This is a genomic window from Blautia sp. MSK20_18, assembly GCF_020553125.1.
GTDB classification, from domain to species: domain Bacteria; phylum Bacillota; class Clostridia; order Lachnospirales; family Lachnospiraceae; genus Blautia_A; species Blautia_A fusiformis.
The window spans coordinates 30,816-47,650 of record NZ_JAJCGR010000018.1; the positions used below are offsets into that span (position 1 = coordinate 30,816).

26 protein-coding genes are annotated in these 16,835 nt (G+C 38.8%); 5 read left to right on the forward strand and 21 right to left on the reverse strand.

Translation table 11 applies throughout. From position 1 onward, the window contains the following. Window positions 1-14: 14 nt before the first annotated feature. The 9 genes from LI091_RS10940 to LI091_RS10980 all read right to left on the reverse strand — a co-directional run bounded on the left by LI091_RS10940 (window position 15) and on the right by LI091_RS10980 (window position 5,244). Entirely contained in the window at window positions 15-1,541 is a 1,527-nt protein-coding gene (locus LI091_RS10940; protein ID WP_044960399.1) for a Y-family DNA polymerase, read from the reverse strand. Window positions 1,542-1,583: 42 nt separating this feature from the next. Beyond that, entirely contained in the window at window positions 1,584-1,793 is a 210-nt protein-coding gene (locus tag LI091_RS10945; RefSeq protein ID WP_021650097.1) for a DHHA1 domain-containing protein, read from the reverse strand. Window positions 1,794-1,811: 18 nt separating this feature from the next. Beyond that, window positions 1,812-2,153 (reverse strand): arsenate reductase family protein, encoded by a 342-nt coding sequence (locus tag LI091_RS10950; protein WP_021650098.1) that lies wholly within the window; start codon window positions 2,151-2,153, stop codon window positions 1,812-1,814. A 1-nt stretch (window position 2,154) separates the two neighbouring features. After that, window positions 2,155-2,610: a YaiI/YqxD family protein gene (locus tag LI091_RS10955; protein WP_173746534.1), complete on the reverse strand. Its 456-nt coding sequence runs from the start codon at window positions 2,608-2,610 to the stop codon at window positions 2,155-2,157. Between the two features lie 10 nt (window positions 2,611-2,620). Next, window positions 2,621-2,989 (reverse strand): VOC family protein, encoded by a 369-nt coding sequence (locus LI091_RS10960; protein WP_021650100.1) that lies wholly within the window; start codon window positions 2,987-2,989, stop codon window positions 2,621-2,623. A 56-nt stretch (window positions 2,990-3,045) separates the two neighbouring features. Beyond that, window positions 3,046-3,456, reverse strand: coding sequence for a peptide deformylase (locus LI091_RS10965; protein ID WP_015526465.1), 411 nt, complete (start codon window positions 3,454-3,456; stop codon window positions 3,046-3,048). A 967-nt stretch (window positions 3,457-4,423) separates the two neighbouring features. Then, the gene (locus LI091_RS10970; RefSeq protein ID WP_021650102.1) at window positions 4,424-4,840 is read right to left on the reverse strand and encodes a hypothetical protein; all 417 of its coding nucleotides are present in this window, start codon (window positions 4,838-4,840) and stop codon (window positions 4,424-4,426) included. Window positions 4,841-4,861: 21 nt separating this feature from the next. After that, on the reverse strand, window positions 4,862-5,077 hold the full coding sequence (locus LI091_RS10975; RefSeq protein ID WP_015526469.1) for a hypothetical protein: 216 nt from the start codon (window positions 5,075-5,077) through the stop codon (window positions 4,862-4,864). 38 nt (window positions 5,078-5,115) lie between these two features. Further along, window positions 5,116-5,244, reverse strand: a complete 129-nt coding sequence (locus LI091_RS10980) for a hypothetical protein (RefSeq protein ID WP_021650104.1) — start codon at window positions 5,242-5,244, stop codon at window positions 5,116-5,118. A 227-nt stretch (window positions 5,245-5,471) separates the two neighbouring features. Between LI091_RS10980 and LI091_RS10985 the strand changes: the two genes are divergently transcribed. Then, window positions 5,472-6,308, forward strand: a complete 837-nt coding sequence (locus tag LI091_RS10985; RefSeq protein ID WP_021650106.1) for an AIM24 family protein — start codon at window positions 5,472-5,474, stop codon at window positions 6,306-6,308. A 129-nt stretch (window positions 6,309-6,437) separates the two neighbouring features. On the opposite strand, the gene LI091_RS10990 is transcribed toward LI091_RS10985, so the two are convergent. The 3 genes from LI091_RS10990 to LI091_RS11000 form a co-directional block, all read right to left on the reverse strand. Then, window positions 6,438-7,055: a sugar O-acetyltransferase gene (locus LI091_RS10990; RefSeq protein ID WP_173775582.1), complete on the reverse strand. Its 618-nt coding sequence runs from the start codon at window positions 7,053-7,055 to the stop codon at window positions 6,438-6,440. 67 nt (window positions 7,056-7,122) lie between these two features. Next, entirely contained in the window at window positions 7,123-7,392 is a 270-nt protein-coding gene (locus LI091_RS10995; RefSeq protein WP_173775583.1) for an AAA family ATPase, read from the reverse strand. Window positions 7,393-7,410: 18 nt separating this feature from the next. After that, window positions 7,411-7,782, reverse strand: coding sequence for a TetR-like C-terminal domain-containing protein (locus LI091_RS11000; RefSeq protein WP_173775584.1), 372 nt, complete (start codon window positions 7,780-7,782; stop codon window positions 7,411-7,413). Between the two features lie 182 nt (window positions 7,783-7,964). Between LI091_RS11000 and LI091_RS11005 the strand changes: the two genes are divergently transcribed. After that, on the forward strand, window positions 7,965-8,354 hold the full coding sequence (locus tag LI091_RS11005) for a TSUP family transporter (protein ID WP_173775585.1): 390 nt from the start codon (window positions 7,965-7,967) through the stop codon (window positions 8,352-8,354). On the opposite strand, the gene LI091_RS11010 is transcribed toward LI091_RS11005, so the two are convergent. The 3 genes from LI091_RS11010 to LI091_RS11020 all read right to left on the reverse strand — a co-directional run bounded on the left by LI091_RS11010 (window position 8,346) and on the right by LI091_RS11020 (window position 10,413). Then, on the reverse strand, window positions 8,346-9,425 hold the full coding sequence (locus tag LI091_RS11010; RefSeq protein WP_173775586.1) for a hypothetical protein: 1,080 nt from the start codon (window positions 9,423-9,425) through the stop codon (window positions 8,346-8,348). The genes LI091_RS11005 and LI091_RS11010 overlap by 9 nt on opposite strands. 150 nt (window positions 9,426-9,575) lie before the next feature. Next, entirely contained in the window at window positions 9,576-10,049 is a 474-nt protein-coding gene (locus tag LI091_RS11015) for a transposase (protein WP_173775587.1), read from the reverse strand. Beyond that, entirely contained in the window at window positions 9,976-10,413 is a 438-nt protein-coding gene (locus LI091_RS11020; protein WP_173775588.1) for an IS630 transposase-related protein, read from the reverse strand. The genes LI091_RS11015 and LI091_RS11020 overlap by 74 nt, the downstream gene beginning before the upstream one ends. 125 nt (window positions 10,414-10,538) lie before the next feature. Here LI091_RS11020 and LI091_RS11025 point away from each other — a divergent pair, with 125 nt between their 5' ends. Continuing rightward, window positions 10,539-11,063, forward strand: a complete 525-nt coding sequence (locus LI091_RS11025; RefSeq protein WP_265191163.1) for an ImmA/IrrE family metallo-endopeptidase — start codon at window positions 10,539-10,541, stop codon at window positions 11,061-11,063. A gap of 65 nt (window positions 11,064-11,128) precedes the next feature. Further along, window positions 11,129-11,776: a CpXC domain-containing protein gene (locus LI091_RS11030; RefSeq protein ID WP_173775589.1), complete on the forward strand. Its 648-nt coding sequence runs from the start codon at window positions 11,129-11,131 to the stop codon at window positions 11,774-11,776. 105 nt (window positions 11,777-11,881) lie between these two features. Here the strand turns inward: LI091_RS11030 and LI091_RS11035 are convergent, their stop codons facing one another. From LI091_RS11035 to LI091_RS11060, 6 genes are all read right to left on the reverse strand, one after another. Further along, on the reverse strand, window positions 11,882-12,091 hold the full coding sequence (locus tag LI091_RS11035) for a DUF6219 family protein (RefSeq protein WP_008392833.1): 210 nt from the start codon (window positions 12,089-12,091) through the stop codon (window positions 11,882-11,884). Window positions 12,092-12,154: 63 nt separating this feature from the next. Beyond that, entirely contained in the window at window positions 12,155-13,063 is a 909-nt protein-coding gene (locus LI091_RS11040) for a radical SAM mobile pair protein B (protein WP_256163884.1), read from the reverse strand. Continuing rightward, window positions 13,051-13,740: a radical SAM mobile pair protein A gene (locus LI091_RS11045; RefSeq protein WP_265191164.1), complete on the reverse strand. Its 690-nt coding sequence runs from the start codon at window positions 13,738-13,740 to the stop codon at window positions 13,051-13,053. Before LI091_RS11045 ends, LI091_RS11040 begins: the two co-directional genes overlap by 13 nt. Continuing rightward, window positions 13,737-14,174: a radical SAM mobile pair system MarR family transcriptional regulator gene (locus LI091_RS11050; protein ID WP_005608550.1), complete on the reverse strand. Its 438-nt coding sequence runs from the start codon at window positions 14,172-14,174 to the stop codon at window positions 13,737-13,739. Before LI091_RS11050 ends, LI091_RS11045 begins: the two co-directional genes overlap by 4 nt. Window positions 14,175-14,415: 241 nt before the next feature. Next, a complete protein-coding gene (locus LI091_RS11055) occupies window positions 14,416-15,711 on the reverse strand; it encodes a tyrosine-type recombinase/integrase (protein WP_265191165.1) in 1,296 nt (431 codons plus the stop codon). An 86-nt stretch (window positions 15,712-15,797) separates the two neighbouring features. Beyond that, window positions 15,798-16,427, reverse strand: coding sequence for a helix-turn-helix domain-containing protein (locus LI091_RS11060; protein WP_015530715.1), 630 nt, complete (start codon window positions 16,425-16,427; stop codon window positions 15,798-15,800). Between the two features lie 171 nt (window positions 16,428-16,598). Here LI091_RS11060 and LI091_RS11065 point away from each other — a divergent pair, with 171 nt between their 5' ends. After that, the gene (locus LI091_RS11065; protein WP_004843519.1) at window positions 16,599-16,829 is read left to right on the forward strand and encodes a helix-turn-helix domain-containing protein; all 231 of its coding nucleotides are present in this window, start codon (window positions 16,599-16,601) and stop codon (window positions 16,827-16,829) included. Window positions 16,830-16,835 lie beyond the last annotated feature (6 nt).

The window sequence follows — 16,835 nt, forward strand, 5'->3', positions numbered from 1 at the left end:
CTCTTTCAACTCCTTTACGCCTTATGACCGCCAATCTGTTCATTTCTGTCCCTGGCGGTTGCACCTTCCTGAAGATTCATCCCCTTCAGTACAGCGTTTTTTCCAAATTTCTTTTTGATACTGAGCATTGCTTCCTGCATACGTTTTTCGCGATCCAGCGCAGCCTCTTCCTCTTCCTGCTTTTTCCTTTGCGCCTCATAATCCGTAAAAAGATCCAGCTGCTCATATACTTCTTCTTTCTTGACAGAACTTTCATCCACAAGCCTGTTCGCTGTGATATTGATTCTTCTGACAAGCAGGTTTCTGTCAACGATCCTGTCATATAACTCTATTACTGCATCCGTTATCATCTTGGTTGAGGAAGTCTGCCGTTTCAGATTAGTCGTTCCATGTGCATGTTTCGGAATTCTTCTTCCATAACGGTCGATCGTAACCTCTCCATGATACTGTTTTCTCCTGTCGGCATTGTTCAGATTCTCAATATCATAACCAACCGTCAACACGATCTGATCCGTTACAAGCTTCTTATCCACCAAATCCAAAACCATCTGGTCTGTCATCTCTTTAACGACTAATTTTGCTTTTTCAAAATCATAAGGGCAATGAAGTACCTGCCCGGAACAAACACTGTTCGTTTCCGGCTTATAAGCCTTGACCATTTCCATGGTACAGGGCTCATATCCCCAGGCATGGTCAATCAGCAGCTCTGCATTAACACCAAACGACCTATATAACAGGTCTTCATTATATAACTCATTTTCTTTTCCGATGGAACATCTGGCAATATCTCCCATTGTATAAAGCCCGTATTCTTCCAGCTTCTTTGCATATCCTTTTCCTACTCTCCAAAAATCAGTAAGTGGTCTGTGACCCCAGAGTTTCCTTCGGTATGACATTTCATCCAGTTCTGCAATTCGTACACCATCTTTATCTGCTTTAATGTGCTTCGCCACGATATCCATCGCAATCTTACACAGATACATATTCGTTCCGATTCCAGCAGTTGCCGTTATACCTGTCGTTTTCAGCACATCCTGTATCATGGTCATTGCAAGTTCTCTTGCTGTCATATTATAAGTATGCAGATAATCCGTTACATCCATAAATACTTCGTCGATCGAATACGGGAAAATATCTTCCGGCGCAATATATTTCAGATAAATACTGTAAATTCTGGTGCTGTATTCCAGATAGAGAGCCATCCGGGGAGGAGCAACAATATAATCAATCTCCAGTTCCGGATTGGTATCTAATTCTGTGCTGTCATCAGAGGCTCCGATAAAAGTTCTGTTCGGCACTTTCCACCTGCGGGCGCTGTTGGCTTCTTTTACTTTTTGAACAACCTCAAATAAACGAGCCCTTCCTGGTATCCCATAACACTTTAAAGCTGGAGATACCGCAAGACAAATTGTCTTTTCTGTTCTGCTTTTATCTGCAACCACAAGATTGGTTGTCAAAGGATCCCTATTTCGTTCTTTACATTCCACAGACGCATAGAATGACTTAAGATCGATTGCAATATAGGTTCTTTCCTTTTCCATCATTCTACACCTCACGATTCTCCTGTGTTCTGTTTCTAATTCTTATTTATCCTGCCCGAAAAACTTTCTCATCATAACAATCCGCTCAAGGATTTCCTGCCTGAATTTTTCAACATCATTCGTCCGTTTGCGCACACCAGCTGCTGCAGCATCTCCACCTCCGCCAAATGTCTGCAGGAGTTCATTTACATTGATCCATTTTCCATCAGACCGGAAGGAACAACGCCAGCGATTTTCTTCTTCCTCATACATGGTAAAACATCCTGTTTCTTACTTCCACGCTTTCCAGATATCCGGCTGATATCCAAGAGTGGATTGTTTTCCATTACGAACTACGGGTGTCTTAATCACCTGCGGGTTTTCCAACACCTTCTTAAGTTTATCTTCCTCTGCAATGTACTTAATGAGCGCAAGCAGATCCTTATCCTTGCCCTCCCAGTTGATCATATTTTCCAGTCCACCATTTGCCTGGGCAACCGAATTGAATTCACCCTTACTCATGCCTTTTTCTTTCATATCAATAAACTGAAACTTGATCCCACGTTCCTTAAAGAAACGTTCTGCTTTCTTTGTATCATTGCACTTCTTTGTTCCAAAAATCTGTACGTTCAAATCAATTCTCCTTATCCATTGCCATATGTATCATTTTCTCAAAGGATTCTCTAAAATGCTCATCATCCTCCGATGTTCGTTTTCGTGGGCCTCTTAAGTGCTTCTTTCCGGATGCCCTTCGTGCTTTCTTATTCAGATGCCGCTCCATAAGCATCTGGTCAATATTTTCATTGGTATACCATTTCCCAGATTGATGAATCGCATACGCATTTTTTCCAAGTGCCATTGCCGCAACTCCATAATCCTGTGATACAACAATATCGCCCCTATGACAAATGCTGATCAGTTTATAATCCACGGCATCTGCTCCGGCTCCAACTACGATCACTTCACTGTAATCAGAAGATAACACATGATTGGTATCACACAACAACGTTACCGGAATACTGTGCTCTTTTGCAACTTTTTCAACAATACCAATTACCGGACAGGCATCTGCATCAACAAAAATCTGCATATCTTCTCCTTTAATTACACATAAATGGCGTACGAACCTCGATGAGATTACCACTCGGATCATACAGCCTTACAAGCTTCTGCCCACCTGCAAGTTCTGTTAGTTCAGTGGCATATCGGACGAAATACTTACCGGATTCATATTTTACAAGCAATCCATCTATATCAAAATCCTCGAAATACAGTTCCATCATGTTATTGAATGGCGTAGAAGTTTCATTCAATGTTTTCCCCCATACGTCGGCATCCTGCAAAACAAGTCCCTCCGATAAGATCACATTGCCTTCATTCTTAAGAATCACTTGCAGTCCAAATAAGTCCCTATAAAACTCTATGGATTTTTCTATATCATCCACCACGATCAGTACGTTTTTCAGCATATCCGTCACCTCACAATCCGCTTTGAGTCAAGCGAATATTCGCAATCCGCATGCGGTTAAATAATCTTTCCAGACAAATGATCAATTTCATGCTGGCAGATCTGTGCTGTCCATCCTGACAATTTCTGGCGCTGTTTTTTCCATTTGAAGTCATAATACTCTACTTCTATTTCCTGGTACCTGGTCGTCTTGCGAACACCATCCAGCGACAGACAGCCTTCTTCTGTCTCATACATGTCACGTTTTGAAACAATCACCGGATTGAACATCACAACATTTATGAATCCCATATTCACAATGATGATATTCTTCTTTACACCAATCATGTTCGCCGCCATACCAACACAACGTTCTCTGTTCGCCTGCAGCGTATCCTGCAGATCCTTTCCAACCTGGATGTCAGCTTTCGTGGCCGGTTCAGATGGCTGGCCTAAGAAGAAAACATCTCTTACTATTTGTTTTACCATTTACTTTCTCCTGTACTCTAATTCTTATCTATCTTGACCAGAAATCTTTCTCGTCATAACAATTCGCTCAAATATTTCCTGTTCCTCTTTCATTGTTCCAATATTTTATTATCTAACACCACTTTACAACTTTTTCATAAAAAAATATCGTACAGGACTTTCTGATGTATAATGAATTTGACCCAAAACATTACAAAGGAAAGTGACCTTGTACGACAAAAACATTATACAACGAAAAAACACTGATTGATAGACTTCATCAATATTTTTTGATTTATTTTGAAACTTTTTCTGTTCCGACAGCAGATACCTTATTTCTGCTGATATTATCTATACTGACCTTGTGTTATAACCTTTCATCTGCCAGTCCTCCTTGGATTTTTCTTCTTTTTTGATGTTATCATCTTACAATAAATGGCTGTGCGAAAATCCCGACAACCAACTGGTTCTATGGCGGAGATAATTGGGCTCTATGGCAGATTAAACGCTGATTAAAGGCCTTTAATTGCCAACTAAACTACAAAGAATTCCAAAATCATGTTGCAGATTTGGAGGCTTCCATTCATGCCACCGATAATAAGATTCAGCAAACGAGACTGGCAATTCAAAATCAACAAGTAATTCAGAAACACTGTGAAGTCTATCGGGCCTGTCGTGACATCATACGTGCTCAGAATTTGGTATTCACAAACTTCCGTCGGCTGAAAAACTGTAGCGCCAACAGATGGAACTGGAAGAAGAACTGTCCTCAGCAAAAAAAGAAAAGCAGGATCTCCAGAAGCAACAGAATACCCTGCATATAATTGAAAAAAATTTTGATGCTATGATCCGCAAAGCTGGTATCAAGGTTCCGGAGAAAGCACCTTCACCAAGAATCTTGAGCTCTTAAATGCCAAAAAAGAAAAATTAAAATAAGCCATAACGCGACGAAAGGCAATGAACCATTTCTGACTCATTGCCTTTTCCTTTACATACGCTGTAATTGATTGACTATACTTTCTGTTCTTCGAATTGCTTCTTCTACCCGTCTTTGTGCATTATTGATTCGATCCTGGACCACCCAGTCCACAACAAATCCATCAAAAAAATAATCCGCAAAAGAAAGAAAATCTCCAGTATCGATATTCAAGTTACATACCATATTTACATCATTTAATTCTCTACTGAAATTACGAAGATCATACTTTGCCTGTTCCATATTCCGTTTGGCCTGATCAATTCTAGAATGTTTTAGCATCGTAGTGAAAAAACCACCGCCAAACATATCTACCAGTCCCCAGTTCTTTGCACTGTTTAAATTTTCTTTTGCTGCCTGAAGACTGTTCAAAGCTCTACGTCCAGCTTCAATTGCTTCTCTTTTTTCTTTTTCAATATCATATCCCATACGTTTTCTCCTCCTGATCGATTATGAATGTGACGTCACCAATGCTATAATGCCACCGACAATCAACAATGGAAAAGCAATGTACATCAGTCCACCTACAACCATACCAATCAATATCACCGGGAAGAAAATAACTGTGCAAAGTAATTTCATAATTCCCCAGGATGCTCTTAACCCAAAAACAAAAAATTTTCCAACAAACCAAATCATACAAATTGCAAATAATAACGATAACATTTTTTACTCCTTCTGAAACTCATTCTGATATGTGTCTTTCATTTTTTCTGTTCTTTTTCTGCTAAATATTCAGATGTGTTCTTTATGCCAAGCTTATTACTGAATGCCGGATTTTTCTCCATCTTTTCTATTATCCGGATTAATCGAATTCTCTGTGCCACTTCCATCTGATCACCCCATTTATATTCTGTTTTTTTGTTGATATTGTCACTATAACAAATTTATTTTTCATAATACACAGCCACCATGAAGAATTGCATCTTTATATTTCTCGAATTTTGAGAATTCTGTCTTTATATTTCTCTGCACGAATTGTTTCCTATCTATGCTGCCTCTTTTATAATAAGCATATCCGAGCAACATCATAAATTATTATTAAAAGGGAGATTATGCTATGCGAATTGAAAACTTGCAAAATGAAAACAGAAAATATGCGAAAAGTATCGAAAACTTCCACGTGCTTGAATATGTGCAGGATGCCAGCGTTTCACCTATGAATGCAATGAATGAGTATTTCATGAGTAAAATGCATGTCAGAAGAAGACAGGTTGTTATTGATATTGATAAAGACCATTCAGCTGTTATCCAGGCTGGTGCCATGCAATGGATGGGTGGTAATGTACAAGCCACATCTGGTGTAAAAGGTATCGGAGATTTCCTTGGAAAGGCATTCAAGGGTGCGGTTACAAAAGAAACCGCAGTTAAACCGGAATATGTTGGTGAAGGCTGTCTGGTATTAGAACCGACATACAAATATATTATCCTTACAGACATTGGCAAATGGGGACCAGCCGGAATGACAATTGAAGATGGCATGTTCCTGGCTTGTGATGCAAATGTAAAAAGTAAAGTTGTAGCCAGAAAGAACCTTTCATCAGCAGTATTAGGTAGCGAAGGTCTGTTTAATCTGAGTTTGCAGGGAAATGGTGTAGCTGCACTGGAGTCTAATGTTCCCGAAGATGAATTGATTGAAGTCATATTGGAAAATGATGAACTGAAAATTGATGGAAACCTTGCTGTATGCTGGTCATCAAATCTTGAATTTACCGTAGAAAGATCTACAAAAACACTTGTCGGATCTGCAGTTAGCGGAGAGGGTCTGGTAAATGTTTATCGTGGAACAGGACGGGTACTGATGTGTCCGGTCGCACCGACAACTTCCTTGTTTGAGTCCACTAACACCATGGCAGCTAAAGCTGCTGCTAAATCCAGCAATACATTTGGAAAATAAGTGTAAAATACATTCTCTTATAACCAACAAACGCCGATATAGGATTATAAAAATCCTGCATCGGCGTTATTAATTGTGATCATTTTATTTTCTTTATTCAGATGAACTGCTTATCATCAATGCAAATTTTTAATTCTTTTCAATTCCATCTGGCATATGATCTTTCTCAGTTATTTTTCGAATGACCCGGCATGGATTTCCAACTGCCAAACTATACGGCGGAATATCTTTTGTTACAACACTCCCTGCACCAATTACACACCCTTCTCCTATGGTGACACCACCGCAAACAACCACATTGGATGCCAGCCAGCAATTATCCTTTATAGTTATTGGCTTCGCATATTCAAGATTATAGAAACTTCCATCTTCTCTTTTCCTAATATTGCGTTCTTCAGGTAATAATGGATGCATAGGAGTTGCCAATGTAACATTTGGACCAATCATCACATTATCGCCTATATGTATTTCACATACATCTAAACATGTAAAGTTAAAATTAGCAGAGCTGAATCTTCCAAAGAACGTATTACATCCGTAATCAAAATAAACAGGCGCCTGTAAATAGGGGAGTTCCTCTGTTGCTGGCAATAATTTCCTCAATATCTGTGCTTGTTCTTCTTGATCATCTTCATCTGTCGAATTGTATTTTCTTGCTAATTTACGTGCATTCACGCGTAATTGCTCCAATTCTTTATCCGTTGGATCGTACAACTCTCCACTTAGCATTTTTTCTCTTTCAGTCATTTCCGATAACCTCCAAATTCAAAGTTATAAATATCAGTTTCCCCACTCTCTCATGGTCTGCAATATTTTATCTAATGCTTTTGCACTTTCCGTCATCAAATACGGACATAGCCATAACCATATTATCTACTTTTAGATCACCGGAAAAAATATCCATCGCAGAAGGTATCTGTTTAAAATTAATTTCAACAATTTCTTCATAGTTCTCTTCTGCAAATCTTTCAACTATATATGTTTTTCCTGTTTGTCTGGCTCCCTGAATTACAAGACATTTTTTGTTTTTTGAATCTACCCATTTTTTATGTAATGCGTCACTTTTCTTTTTAACATAAAACATCTCCTGTTAGTTATCAAGTTAATCCACATTGAGAAAATGGTACATCAGTACGGCTACTTCCTGTGGTGTTTTATTGATTGGCTCTGTAATCCACTGTCTTAGGATATAATAAATACCACCTGCATGATAAAAAGTACCAAGTCTCATCGTATCATCATCAACATCAGTAAAATATCCTTTATTTATCAGATTCGGATACTGCTCATTAAATCTCTCATTTAAAAACAATACAAAATCATCATCTGTCCTGTACCGAAAAAGAATTTTTAATATATCAGAATGCTCGTAAAAGTAGCAACATGCAAGTTCCAGCCATTTCCTCGTGTCACCCTTAAATGCAGCTTTTTCCGCAAATGCTGCAACTTCCTGAAATATTTCATACTTAATCATAATGACGATAAAAGGTCGCTCTATTGATACCGGACTCTATACACAATTGAGTTACTGATATTTTATTTAGATCAGTTTTGCTGAGCAAACGTAAAAGTCCCTCACGCAAAAGCCTCTTTGTCAATGCAATTCTCTGATCATCCTTCATTGCTACATCCCTCTTAATCCTTTTTTGATTTTTCATGCGACAAAACAAAGGTAACTGTTTCATAATATGTTTTCTTGCTGGAGCCGGAGCAGGCATCGGAACCGGATTTACTGGTATGAGTGCAGCTGCAGTTATTGGGCCTATGCTGGCTTCTTTCTTAGGTGTCCCAGCATATGAAGCAGTCGGAATAGGTCTGATTAGCGATGTACTGGCCAGCGCTGTCAGTGCTTACACCTACAAAAAGAGCGGAAATCTGGACGTCAAAAACAGTTTACCCATGATGATTAGCGTTTTAATCGTAACAGTCATCGGTAGTTTTGTTGCAAGTTTTCTACCTGAAAGAGCGATGGGCAGTACCATGCAGATTGCCCTGATCATCCTCGGGCTACGCTTTATCCTAAATTATTTTCCAAAATTACAATAAATGGCATTGTGCCATACTGTCCCTTGCCCTCTTCAACATTTCTAAATATTCCTCTATACTATAAGCATTTTTATTACTTATTAATAAATCAATGCTATCTTTTAAGTTCTCCCAACAAGATAATTGATACACATATTGATCAAATATTTTATTATGTTTCTTTTGCTTTCTTTTTAGCTTTTTAAATTTCTTTATTTTGCGATTACAGTCTTTTAATATATAGTTTGCCATAAAATTCATTTTTCCTATAAACTTATATTCATTTTTTTCTTGTTCTTCAAAATAATCAATCTGTATATTTATGGAATTATATGCATATCTAATCTGATACTGCTTTTTCTCATCCTTTTTGTCACCCAGAATCTGCATAACTGTATCAAAAATAATAAATGTCATCATGCTTTCTTTAAAAGCATCTATATAATAAACTTTTGCCTCTTCCATATTTTGATATGTAAAAATACTTGACTGCATTTTTGCCAAAATATTTATGGCATTCGTAACAAGATAATCTGATAAACCACCTGAAAAAATAGATGCCATTACTAATAAATATGTGATACCGGCTATGACATAAAATGTTTTTCTATACTTAAATACCCCAACCGTAATAACACACATTAATAAAAACACTAGATATATATCCATCTGCAAAATTTTATCATCCATGAATGCCATTTTCTGTATGTACTTCGTAGCATTTTCTATAGATGTATTATTTTTCTCCAAGTAATATACATAATTTTCATTCTCATTCATTATATTGACAACTTTATCAATATTCTCATACATGCATTTATATATTGCCTGTTTAGACGAACTTTGAGGTAATTCTATTATTTCATCAATCTGATTTATTTCCGAAACAATACCTGTTTTTTCTTCTACATCCTCATTAAAGTATACTGGCCAATCAAACTGATTTTCTGTTGCATATCTATTATATATTGAGACATCAACATTATTTATCAATTGATAGAAACCAAAATAGATTCCATAAAATCCGATATATAATACAATCAATATACTAAGTGCCCATTTTCCAAATTTAATAACTGTCTCGTCACACATGATCCTTCATTTCTCCTTTCCTATCTTTCAATTTTATCATTTCTATTATAGCTATCCTCTTAATTAACGCAAATTCCAGATGCGCGGAACCACCCTTTGCAATCGTTCATACTTATTGTTTTTAAGGCCTCTTTTACAGCCTCAGGTAGTTCAGCAGCAACATGGACTTTCCTCTTTCTGAGAAAGGATTTCATTTTTGACCACATTTTCAATAGGGTTCAAATCTGGACTGTATGGTGGCAAATATAGATAGGAGATCCCTGCCTTGTCTAAAAGTTCCGTCACTATTTTGGCATGATGAGAACGCATGTTATCCATGATTACAACATCGTCTTTCTCAAGGCTCGGTATCAATTGTTTCCCCATATATTCACGAAATCGCTGTGCAGTTGTTCCACCTTGGTACGTAGTATATACCAGACTGCCGTTAAGCCGGATGGATGACAAAACAGTTGTTCCGGCAGGCGTGTTGATCGGAGTAGCATCCATGGCACGTTTCCCATGTACTGCATGTGCATAGTGTCTTGTGAGATTTGTATTAATACCGCTTTCATCGAGATATATTTGATGTTCTGCATTTGCACCAGATATAGTTTCTATCCATTGACTGCGTTTTCTCTGCACATCGGGGACGCTCCTGTTCTTTCGCATGCAAAGACTTTTTCTTATAAGTGTAACCTTGTTTTATCAGAAAACGCCTGACGGCTTCATCGCCTACAGGTAAATGAAGCGTTTCGACAATCTCCTTCATTGTGATATCCGGTTGTTCTTGCACAAGTTCCAGAATATCGTGGTGCTGTTTTTCTGTAAGAATTGTTTTCCGGCCTCTCATCTGCGTTCTGGTCTCATAACTGCTAGTGCGTGCACGCTCTTCTACAAGGCGGTATACGGTGCTTTCATTTACTGAAAAATATTTTGCAATTTCCCTGGCATTGTGAGTTTTATCCCAGGCTTCCAATACTAATTTTCTAGCTTCATTGTGTAGCATACTATCATCTCCTACACTATATTTTATCACCGCTGTAAAGGAACTGCATTATTTAAGAGGTTTGCTATAATCTGTTACCTTATAGTTACAAGGATATTTCTGCCCTTTTATTTTTTACTTTTGAGGTGATTTATTTGAGAAACACTTACATATATACAGAAACAAAGAAATTAATCAAGAAATATGGAACCCGAGATCCATTTGAGATCATGGATCAGATGAACATTGTTGTCGGGGAAACTTCCAAATATAAGACACTGAAAGGATATTGTTTTATGAGCTGCAAGACGATCTATGTCATGATCAGCAGTTTCCTTTCAGAAGAAGAAAAGATGATCGTTGCCGCCCATGAATTAGAGCATATCATCCTGCATCGTTCCCAGCTGAAAATGGCTCCGATGCAAGATGATACACTCTACAATATGACGGATAATACAGAATACCAGGCCAATCTGTTTGCTGCCGATCTTCTTATTGAAGATAAAGACATTGAAGAGATGGTTCAGAACGAGGACCTGGATTATTTCGGACTCTGCAGCTCTTTGAATGCGACTCCGGAACTCATGAGTTTTAAACTATACAGCCTGACAAAACGAGGCCAGGCTTATCATATGCCGATGGAGATACAGAGTAATTTTCTGGCGAAATAATAAAGGATAAGATTGTTCAATAATAAGAAAACTATCGATTTATCTCACTGAAAGGGGGATCATTTATGTCAAGACATCATATGGAAAAGGTAACCTGCCCTTCCTGTCATCATGAGGGAGATTTTGAACTCTGGGACAGCATTAATACTACACTGGATCCTGAAATGAAAGAGAAGGTACTTAATCAATCTATTTTCCTTTATACCTGCCCGAGCTGTGGAAAGACCTTTCGTTTAGACTACTCTACACTCTATCACCAGATGGAAGATCTTATCATGATTTATCTGGTTTCTGAATCAGAAATAGAGAAGACATATGAAATGTTTTATGGTGAAAATGCTTTGTTTGATTTTCGTACTAAAAAATATTTAGCCCGAATCGTAACATCACCAAATCAGCTCGTTGAAAAGATACAGATTTTTGATGCAGGTAAAGATGACAGGATAATGGAACTTGTTAAATTACTTGTGACAGATTCTCTTCACGAGAATAATCCTGATAAAGAATTTGATGAACTGCGCTTTGCTGTCGACGACGGAACAAATATTCTTATAATCATTAATAAGGGTGAGATCACTGGTGCAGTTGACATTGACAATATGTATGAATTTGCTTCTTCACACTGCGATGATTTCAAAGATTTCCGCGATGATGAGGATATTGTTATCAATAGGGAGTGGATCCTTAACAAACTTACCGAAGAAGAAAATTAATAATATATTTGGTGGCTACACCCCCAAGCCCCTGTAGAATAAATAACGCCAGTACTGGATATCAAAAATCCCGCACCGGCGTTATTTATTAAAATATTTTGTTTTTTAATCTTCAACACTCTCTACTGAAACTTCTTTTTTCTTCCTACTTTTACCAGAAATCATCTTGTGTCCTGTATAAATAGCCATAATCATGCAAAGCAAAGAACTTGCTGCAAAGTACTTATGGCCTTCTTTTGATCCCTTATAACCTGTATAAAAAGTTCCAAGCATTGTAATCAGTGCACCGATAGACCAATATTTATGTGATTTCATTCAGATACCTCCTGCCGTTTTTCTTAATCATATACCTTTTAAAAGATATATACAAACTGGAAGTTAGCGATTTCTTTTTCCGGTATTCTCTGTCCCACGGATTTCCTCATGATAGAAATAATCTACGATCACCGGATGTCCCTGCGGGACTCTGCCATAAGGCATTTCATTATCCACAAAGGCACAATCATACTTCTTAGCCATTTTCTCAGCTTTTACTTCAAGTGCTTCAAAGTAGCTGCGGTTATGCTTGTTATAGATCTCGTCGTAAAGTGGTACAAGATCAGGATATTTTCCGGCGATATAATTCATAATTGTCTTTTTGAAACCGCCTCGAAGATTGAGATTTTCGAGCCAGAACAGATCGCACTGATCCTTTACCCGCTCAAAGATTGCTTCAAAATCCGTGATACCGGGAAATACCGGGGATACGAAACAGACTGTACGGATACCTGCCTCATATACCTGCTTCATAGCAGCGATACGGTGCTCAATGCTCGAAGCAGAGTCCATATCGTTCTTGAATTTTTCATCTAGTGTGTTGATCGACCATGAAACGGTTACACGTCCAAGCTTCTTCAGTAAATCAATATCTCGTACCACAAGATCCGACTTTGTGCAGATCAGAATATCTGCGTCACTGCCGATCAGCTGCTCCAGAAGTTTTCTGGTATTCCCGAATTGCTCCTCCTGTGGATTGTAGCCATCTGTCACAGAACCGATGACCACCCGCTGTCCGGCATATTTCTTCGGATTTTTAATTTCCGTCCAATGCTTCACATCAAGGAAAGTGCCCCATTCCTCCTTGTGCCCGGTAAAGCGCTTCATAAAAGAAGCATAGCAATACTTGCAGGCATGTGTACAGCCCACATAGGGATTGACCGAGTAACCGCCTACCGGCAGACTAGACTTAGTCATGATGTTCTTTGTTTCCACCTCACGAATGAGGATTCCATTTATTACTTCTTCCATGATTTCTGTACCGCTAACACTTTATTAAATTCTTCCGGCATTTCCTGAATCATATTTTCATCCCCTATGATAGGGACAAGGTCTTCCTTCATAAACACCGGAATGCCGAGCTTATGTGCCTGGTCCGCCAGAGACCATGCCCATTCCGGCTCCGTATGAATCTTCCTGCTCTGAGCTCCGGTCATGGTGCCCACAACGATCCAATTGATTCCGGAAAGGTCAACTGTGCCGGGATCGTCGAATAACGGCTCAAAGGTAACATGGTAATGTTTTGCTCTGACGTTTTTCCGAAGGGCGTCGATACGCCACAGTTCTGCTTTCCTCGTCACCGTAACGCCAAACCATGCGTTTTCCAAATCGGTATCAAAATCCAGCAAATCAGGTCGCTTGGTAAGGAACAGGAACTGATGCTGTGGATTTTCACGGATCTTTGCAAATACCTCGTCTCTCCATTCCGGCTTCCATCCGGAGAGATCGCTCATCCCGGTAAGAAGAAAGTTCTGCGGACGTTTCTTTTCCATCATCTTGAGCTTACCCGGAAAGAATTCAGGGTCAGCGAAGTCATCAATCATATGCCAGCGTTTCACGTTGTTGCGGGCATAGCAATATGTACACCCCACTGTGCAGCCAATGACGATATTCATGTTCTGAATCTGATCTTTGATACAAATACTCATGACTTCTGCCACTCCTCAAGATTCTTTCTGATGCGGTCGAGACATTTCTCAAACCGGGTAATTTCTTCCTCTGAAAAACCTTTGTAGTAAATACTGCCCATCTCATCAGATACAGAATCGTACTCGCCCTTTAAGGCATGTGCTTTCTCAGTCAGAAACAGGAGTGTTTTCCTTTTGTCCGTTTCAGACTGAACACGGCTTATCAGCCCTTGATTTTCCATTCTTTCCAGCATCGTAGTAAGAGATGTTATCGCTAATCCGCATTTAGTCGAGAGTGACCTGATTGAGATACCATCCTCCTGCCACAGCACATAAAGAATACGTCCCTGGGCTCCATTAAACGCATCAATATTCTTTTCACTGAGAATCTTCTCAAAAATCCGGTCTCCAAGCTGTTTTATTTTTGTGACAAGAAATCCTCCATTCATTTCCATGCAAAATCTCCTATATAGTAGTTTATTAAAAACATACTATATAGGAGCTTTATTGTCAAGAGTTTATATGTCTTAATAGGTAAATTCCATTTTTTCAATTCTCCAAACTGGAATTTATATAATTATCTCTCTAACTTTCCCCATTTTATAGGCTTTCCCGCCTGTCCATTAGTGAAATGATATGTAGTTTCCCTTATTTTTACCCTTATGAGATAATCACAAGGGAAATAAGGGAATTTTTTTAATCATTGCCTACCACTTTATCAAGAAGCCTAACTGATTTTCGTTTAGCATCTCTTGTGGAGTGAGCATAGACATTCATTGTGGTACTTACATCTGAGTGTCCTAACAGTTCCTGCACATCTTTTGGGGCAGCTCCATTTGCTAAAAGGTTGCTTGTATAGGTGTGACGTAACTGGTGGAAATGAAAGCCTTCAAATCCCTCTAATGTTTTTGCTACCTTTCTGCATACCGTTCCCAAAGTAGTCGGAAGTTCCAGACAGCCATCAGGTCTTAAGCAGACGAAAGAAATTTCTTTATAATCTGCCGGGACTTCCTCTGTTCTGTCTAAGCAATAATACTCGTAGTACACTCTGTTTTTCTCTTTGACCTCTTTGTAGTAGTTCGTGTGATAAAGTTCTCCATACTGCATTCGATTTTTTAACTGCTCTTTCCGGGCATTACGGAAAATCTCTACCAGCGTATCTCCAAAATCAACAATCCTCACTTTTTTCCGCTTGGTTGGTCCGATGATATATTTGCGTTTTGAGCCATCATATCGGATGCTGCGTCTTATGGTAAGGCATTGTTCTTCCAGATTTACGTCCTGCCATGCCAAACCACAGGCTTCTCCAATACGAAGCCCGGTATAATAGGCTATCTGGATTGGAAGTATTGCGGCTGGGTTCTTTTTTTGAAGATACGTAAGCAGTCTTTCATAATCTTCTCGTGAAATTGGTTGGATATTTCCGTCCATGTCCTCGTCTGAAAACAAATCAACTTCATCCGTCTGATACCGCAGTTTAATATACTGCATGGGATTAAACGTAATATACTGTTTTGGAAATACTGCAAAGCGGAAGGACTGCTGCATGACTGCGGAAAAAGAATGGATGTAATCTTTGCTGTAACCCTTTTTCTCTTTTCCATCGGGATGAACTCCCCCAAAGGAAAGCAAATCAAAGAAGGATTGCAAATGCTCAGAGGTTACATTTTTTAATTTCCGTTCTGCCAATGGGTGTTTCTTGATATTTCGGATTGTTCCGAGGTAATTCTCCACAGTACCATTGCTGAGCGTACCTGTTTTTAATTCCTCCTCTGCCCACACATCCAGAAGTTGTCCGACTGTGAGATTTTCCGCTTTGGCAACAAATTTCTTTTTTTCATAATCATCCATTGCCTGACGGAGCAGCTTTTCAGTTTCACTTTTGCTTTCTGTTCCAACGCATTCTTTTTGAACAAGATTGCCGCTTGCGTCCTCTACATAGAAGCGGTAGTACCATTTCTTTCCTTTTTTTCTTACAGATCCTTTTGCCATAATCGTATATCTCCTTTCGATATTAGACAATCGGAACTGATGAAATGCTTCGTGCGTGTAAGTATATCATAACTCCGGTTGTCTTACTATACCGATTCGGAATCTTCGTATAAGACTTCTGATAAAAGATTTGCAAGCCTTTGTTCTGCTGTTTTTGGTTTCTTGGAATAGAGCCTTACAACGTCTGCCATCTCATTAAGAGCATTGATGGTAGGAGTGATTTCCCTTAAGAACATAATCTCATTATATTCCTCATTCGATTCAAACCCTATTGTTTTGGCAATATCCGTCTGACCAGCATTCCCCTTGAAATTTTTGCAGGCGAACTGGAAGGAATCCAAAAACAGACCATATTGTTTTAACATCAGCAGTAATAAATCTTTTGAAAAAGCATCTTCTTCTTTGGTAAGGGCAAGCGGTAACTGTTCCAGAATATCTCCCATCGCATCACGAATCTGTAACTCTCTCTTATCCGTAATGTCGGTTTCATATTCATCTGTTTCCCCTTTGAGCCATTCCACAGATACATGGAGTGCTTCCGAAAGACCTTCCAGCACCATTTTTTTCGTATTGTCAATCGAACCATTCTCATAACGCAGGATTGTAGAAGCGGTAACCCCCATCTTTTCTGCGACATAAGGCTGTGTCAGATTCAATTCCAGACGGCGCTGTTTTACTCTGCTGCCTATCAGCTTGCGTAGTTCTTTATCTTTCATGCTGACTGCCTCCTTTTTCGGTATGTATGAATTATAGCATTGTTTTTCCAAAATTGCAATATGCAACATATAGTTTGTTTTTGATATTTCGTAACGCTTGACAAAAAGATATGAAAAGGATATACTTACATCACAAGAATTGCATAATGCAATTTATAAGGAGGTGATTATATGACGCAAAGAAAAATTGCATTATCCATCGAAGAAGCTGCTGACTATACGGGAATCGGCAGAAATACCTTAAGACAGCTTGTAGAATGGAAGAAACTTCCAGTATTAAAGGTTGGTCGCAAAGTCCTGATTAAAACCGATATTCTGGAAATGTTTATGGAAGCTAATGAAGGTCGTGATTTGAGGGATAGAGGAAATGTAAAAGCCGTAACAAGAACTGCGGCAAATTAAAAAGGC

Bases quoted from the DNA above. Each gene is read 5' to 3' on its own strand.
- LI091_RS10945 (WP_021650097.1), bottom strand. From the start codon at position 1,793: ATGTATGAGGAAGAAGAAAATCGCTGGCGTTGTTCCTTCCGGTCTGAT.
- LI091_RS11050 (WP_005608550.1), bottom strand. From the start codon at position 14,174: ATGGAAATGAATGGAGGATTTCTTGTCACAAAAATAAAACAGCTTGGA.
- LI091_RS10995 (WP_173775583.1), bottom strand. From the start codon at position 7,392: ATGTTTTATGTTAAAAAGAAAAGTGACGCATTACATAAAAAATGGGTA.
- LI091_RS10990 (WP_173775582.1), bottom strand. From the start codon at position 7,055: ATGACTGAAAGAGAAAAAATGCTAAGTGGAGAGTTGTACGATCCAACG.
- LI091_RS10975 (WP_015526469.1), bottom strand. From the start codon at position 5,077: ATGTTATCGTTATTATTTGCAATTTGTATGATTTGGTTTGTTGGAAAA.
- LI091_RS10965 (WP_015526465.1), bottom strand. From the start codon at position 3,456: ATGGTAAAACAAATAGTAAGAGATGTTTTCTTCTTAGGCCAGCCATCT.
- LI091_RS11040 (WP_256163884.1), bottom strand. From the start codon at position 13,063: ATGGAAGAAGTAATAAATGGAATCCTCATTCGTGAGGTGGAAACAAAG.
- LI091_RS11030 (WP_173775589.1), top strand. From the start codon at position 11,129: ATGTCAAGACATCATATGGAAAAGGTAACCTGCCCTTCCTGTCATCAT.
- LI091_RS10940 (WP_044960399.1), bottom strand. From the start codon at position 1,541: ATGGAAAAGGAAAGAACCTATATTGCAATCGATCTTAAGTCATTCTAT.
- LI091_RS11045 (WP_265191164.1), bottom strand. From the start codon at position 13,740: ATGAGTATTTGTATCAAAGATCAGATTCAGAACATGAATATCGTCATT.
- LI091_RS10960 (WP_021650100.1), bottom strand. From the start codon at position 2,989: ATGCTGAAAAACGTACTGATCGTGGTGGATGATATAGAAAAATCCATA.
- LI091_RS11055 (WP_265191165.1), bottom strand. From the start codon at position 15,711: ATGGCAAAAGGATCTGTAAGAAAAAAAGGAAAGAAATGGTACTACCGC.
- LI091_RS10970 (WP_021650102.1), bottom strand. From the start codon at position 4,840: ATGGGATATGATATTGAAAAAGAAAAAAGAGAAGCAATTGAAGCTGGA.
- LI091_RS10980 (WP_021650104.1), bottom strand. From the start codon at position 5,244: ATGGAAGTGGCACAGAGAATTCGATTAATCCGGATAATAGAAAAGATG.
- LI091_RS11010 (WP_173775586.1), bottom strand. From the start codon at position 9,425: ATGTGTGACGAGACAGTTATTAAATTTGGAAAATGGGCACTTAGTATA.
- LI091_RS11035 (WP_008392833.1), bottom strand. From the start codon at position 12,091: ATGAAATCACATAAATATTGGTCTATCGGTGCACTGATTACAATGCTT.
- LI091_RS10955 (WP_173746534.1), bottom strand. From the start codon at position 2,610: ATGCAGATTTTTGTTGATGCAGATGCCTGTCCGGTAATTGGTATTGTT.
- LI091_RS11020 (WP_173775588.1), bottom strand. From the start codon at position 10,413: ATGCTACACAATGAAGCTAGAAAATTAGTATTGGAAGCCTGGGATAAA.
- LI091_RS11060 (WP_015530715.1), bottom strand. From the start codon at position 16,427: ATGAAAGATAAAGAACTACGCAAGCTGATAGGCAGCAGAGTAAAACAG.
- LI091_RS11000 (WP_173775584.1), bottom strand. From the start codon at position 7,782: ATGATTAAGTATGAAATATTTCAGGAAGTTGCAGCATTTGCGGAAAAA.
- LI091_RS11005 (WP_173775585.1), top strand. From the start codon at position 7,965: ATGCGACAAAACAAAGGTAACTGTTTCATAATATGTTTTCTTGCTGGA.
- LI091_RS10985 (WP_021650106.1), top strand. From the start codon at position 5,472: ATGCGAATTGAAAACTTGCAAAATGAAAACAGAAAATATGCGAAAAGT.
- LI091_RS11065 (WP_004843519.1), top strand. From the start codon at position 16,599: ATGACGCAAAGAAAAATTGCATTATCCATCGAAGAAGCTGCTGACTAT.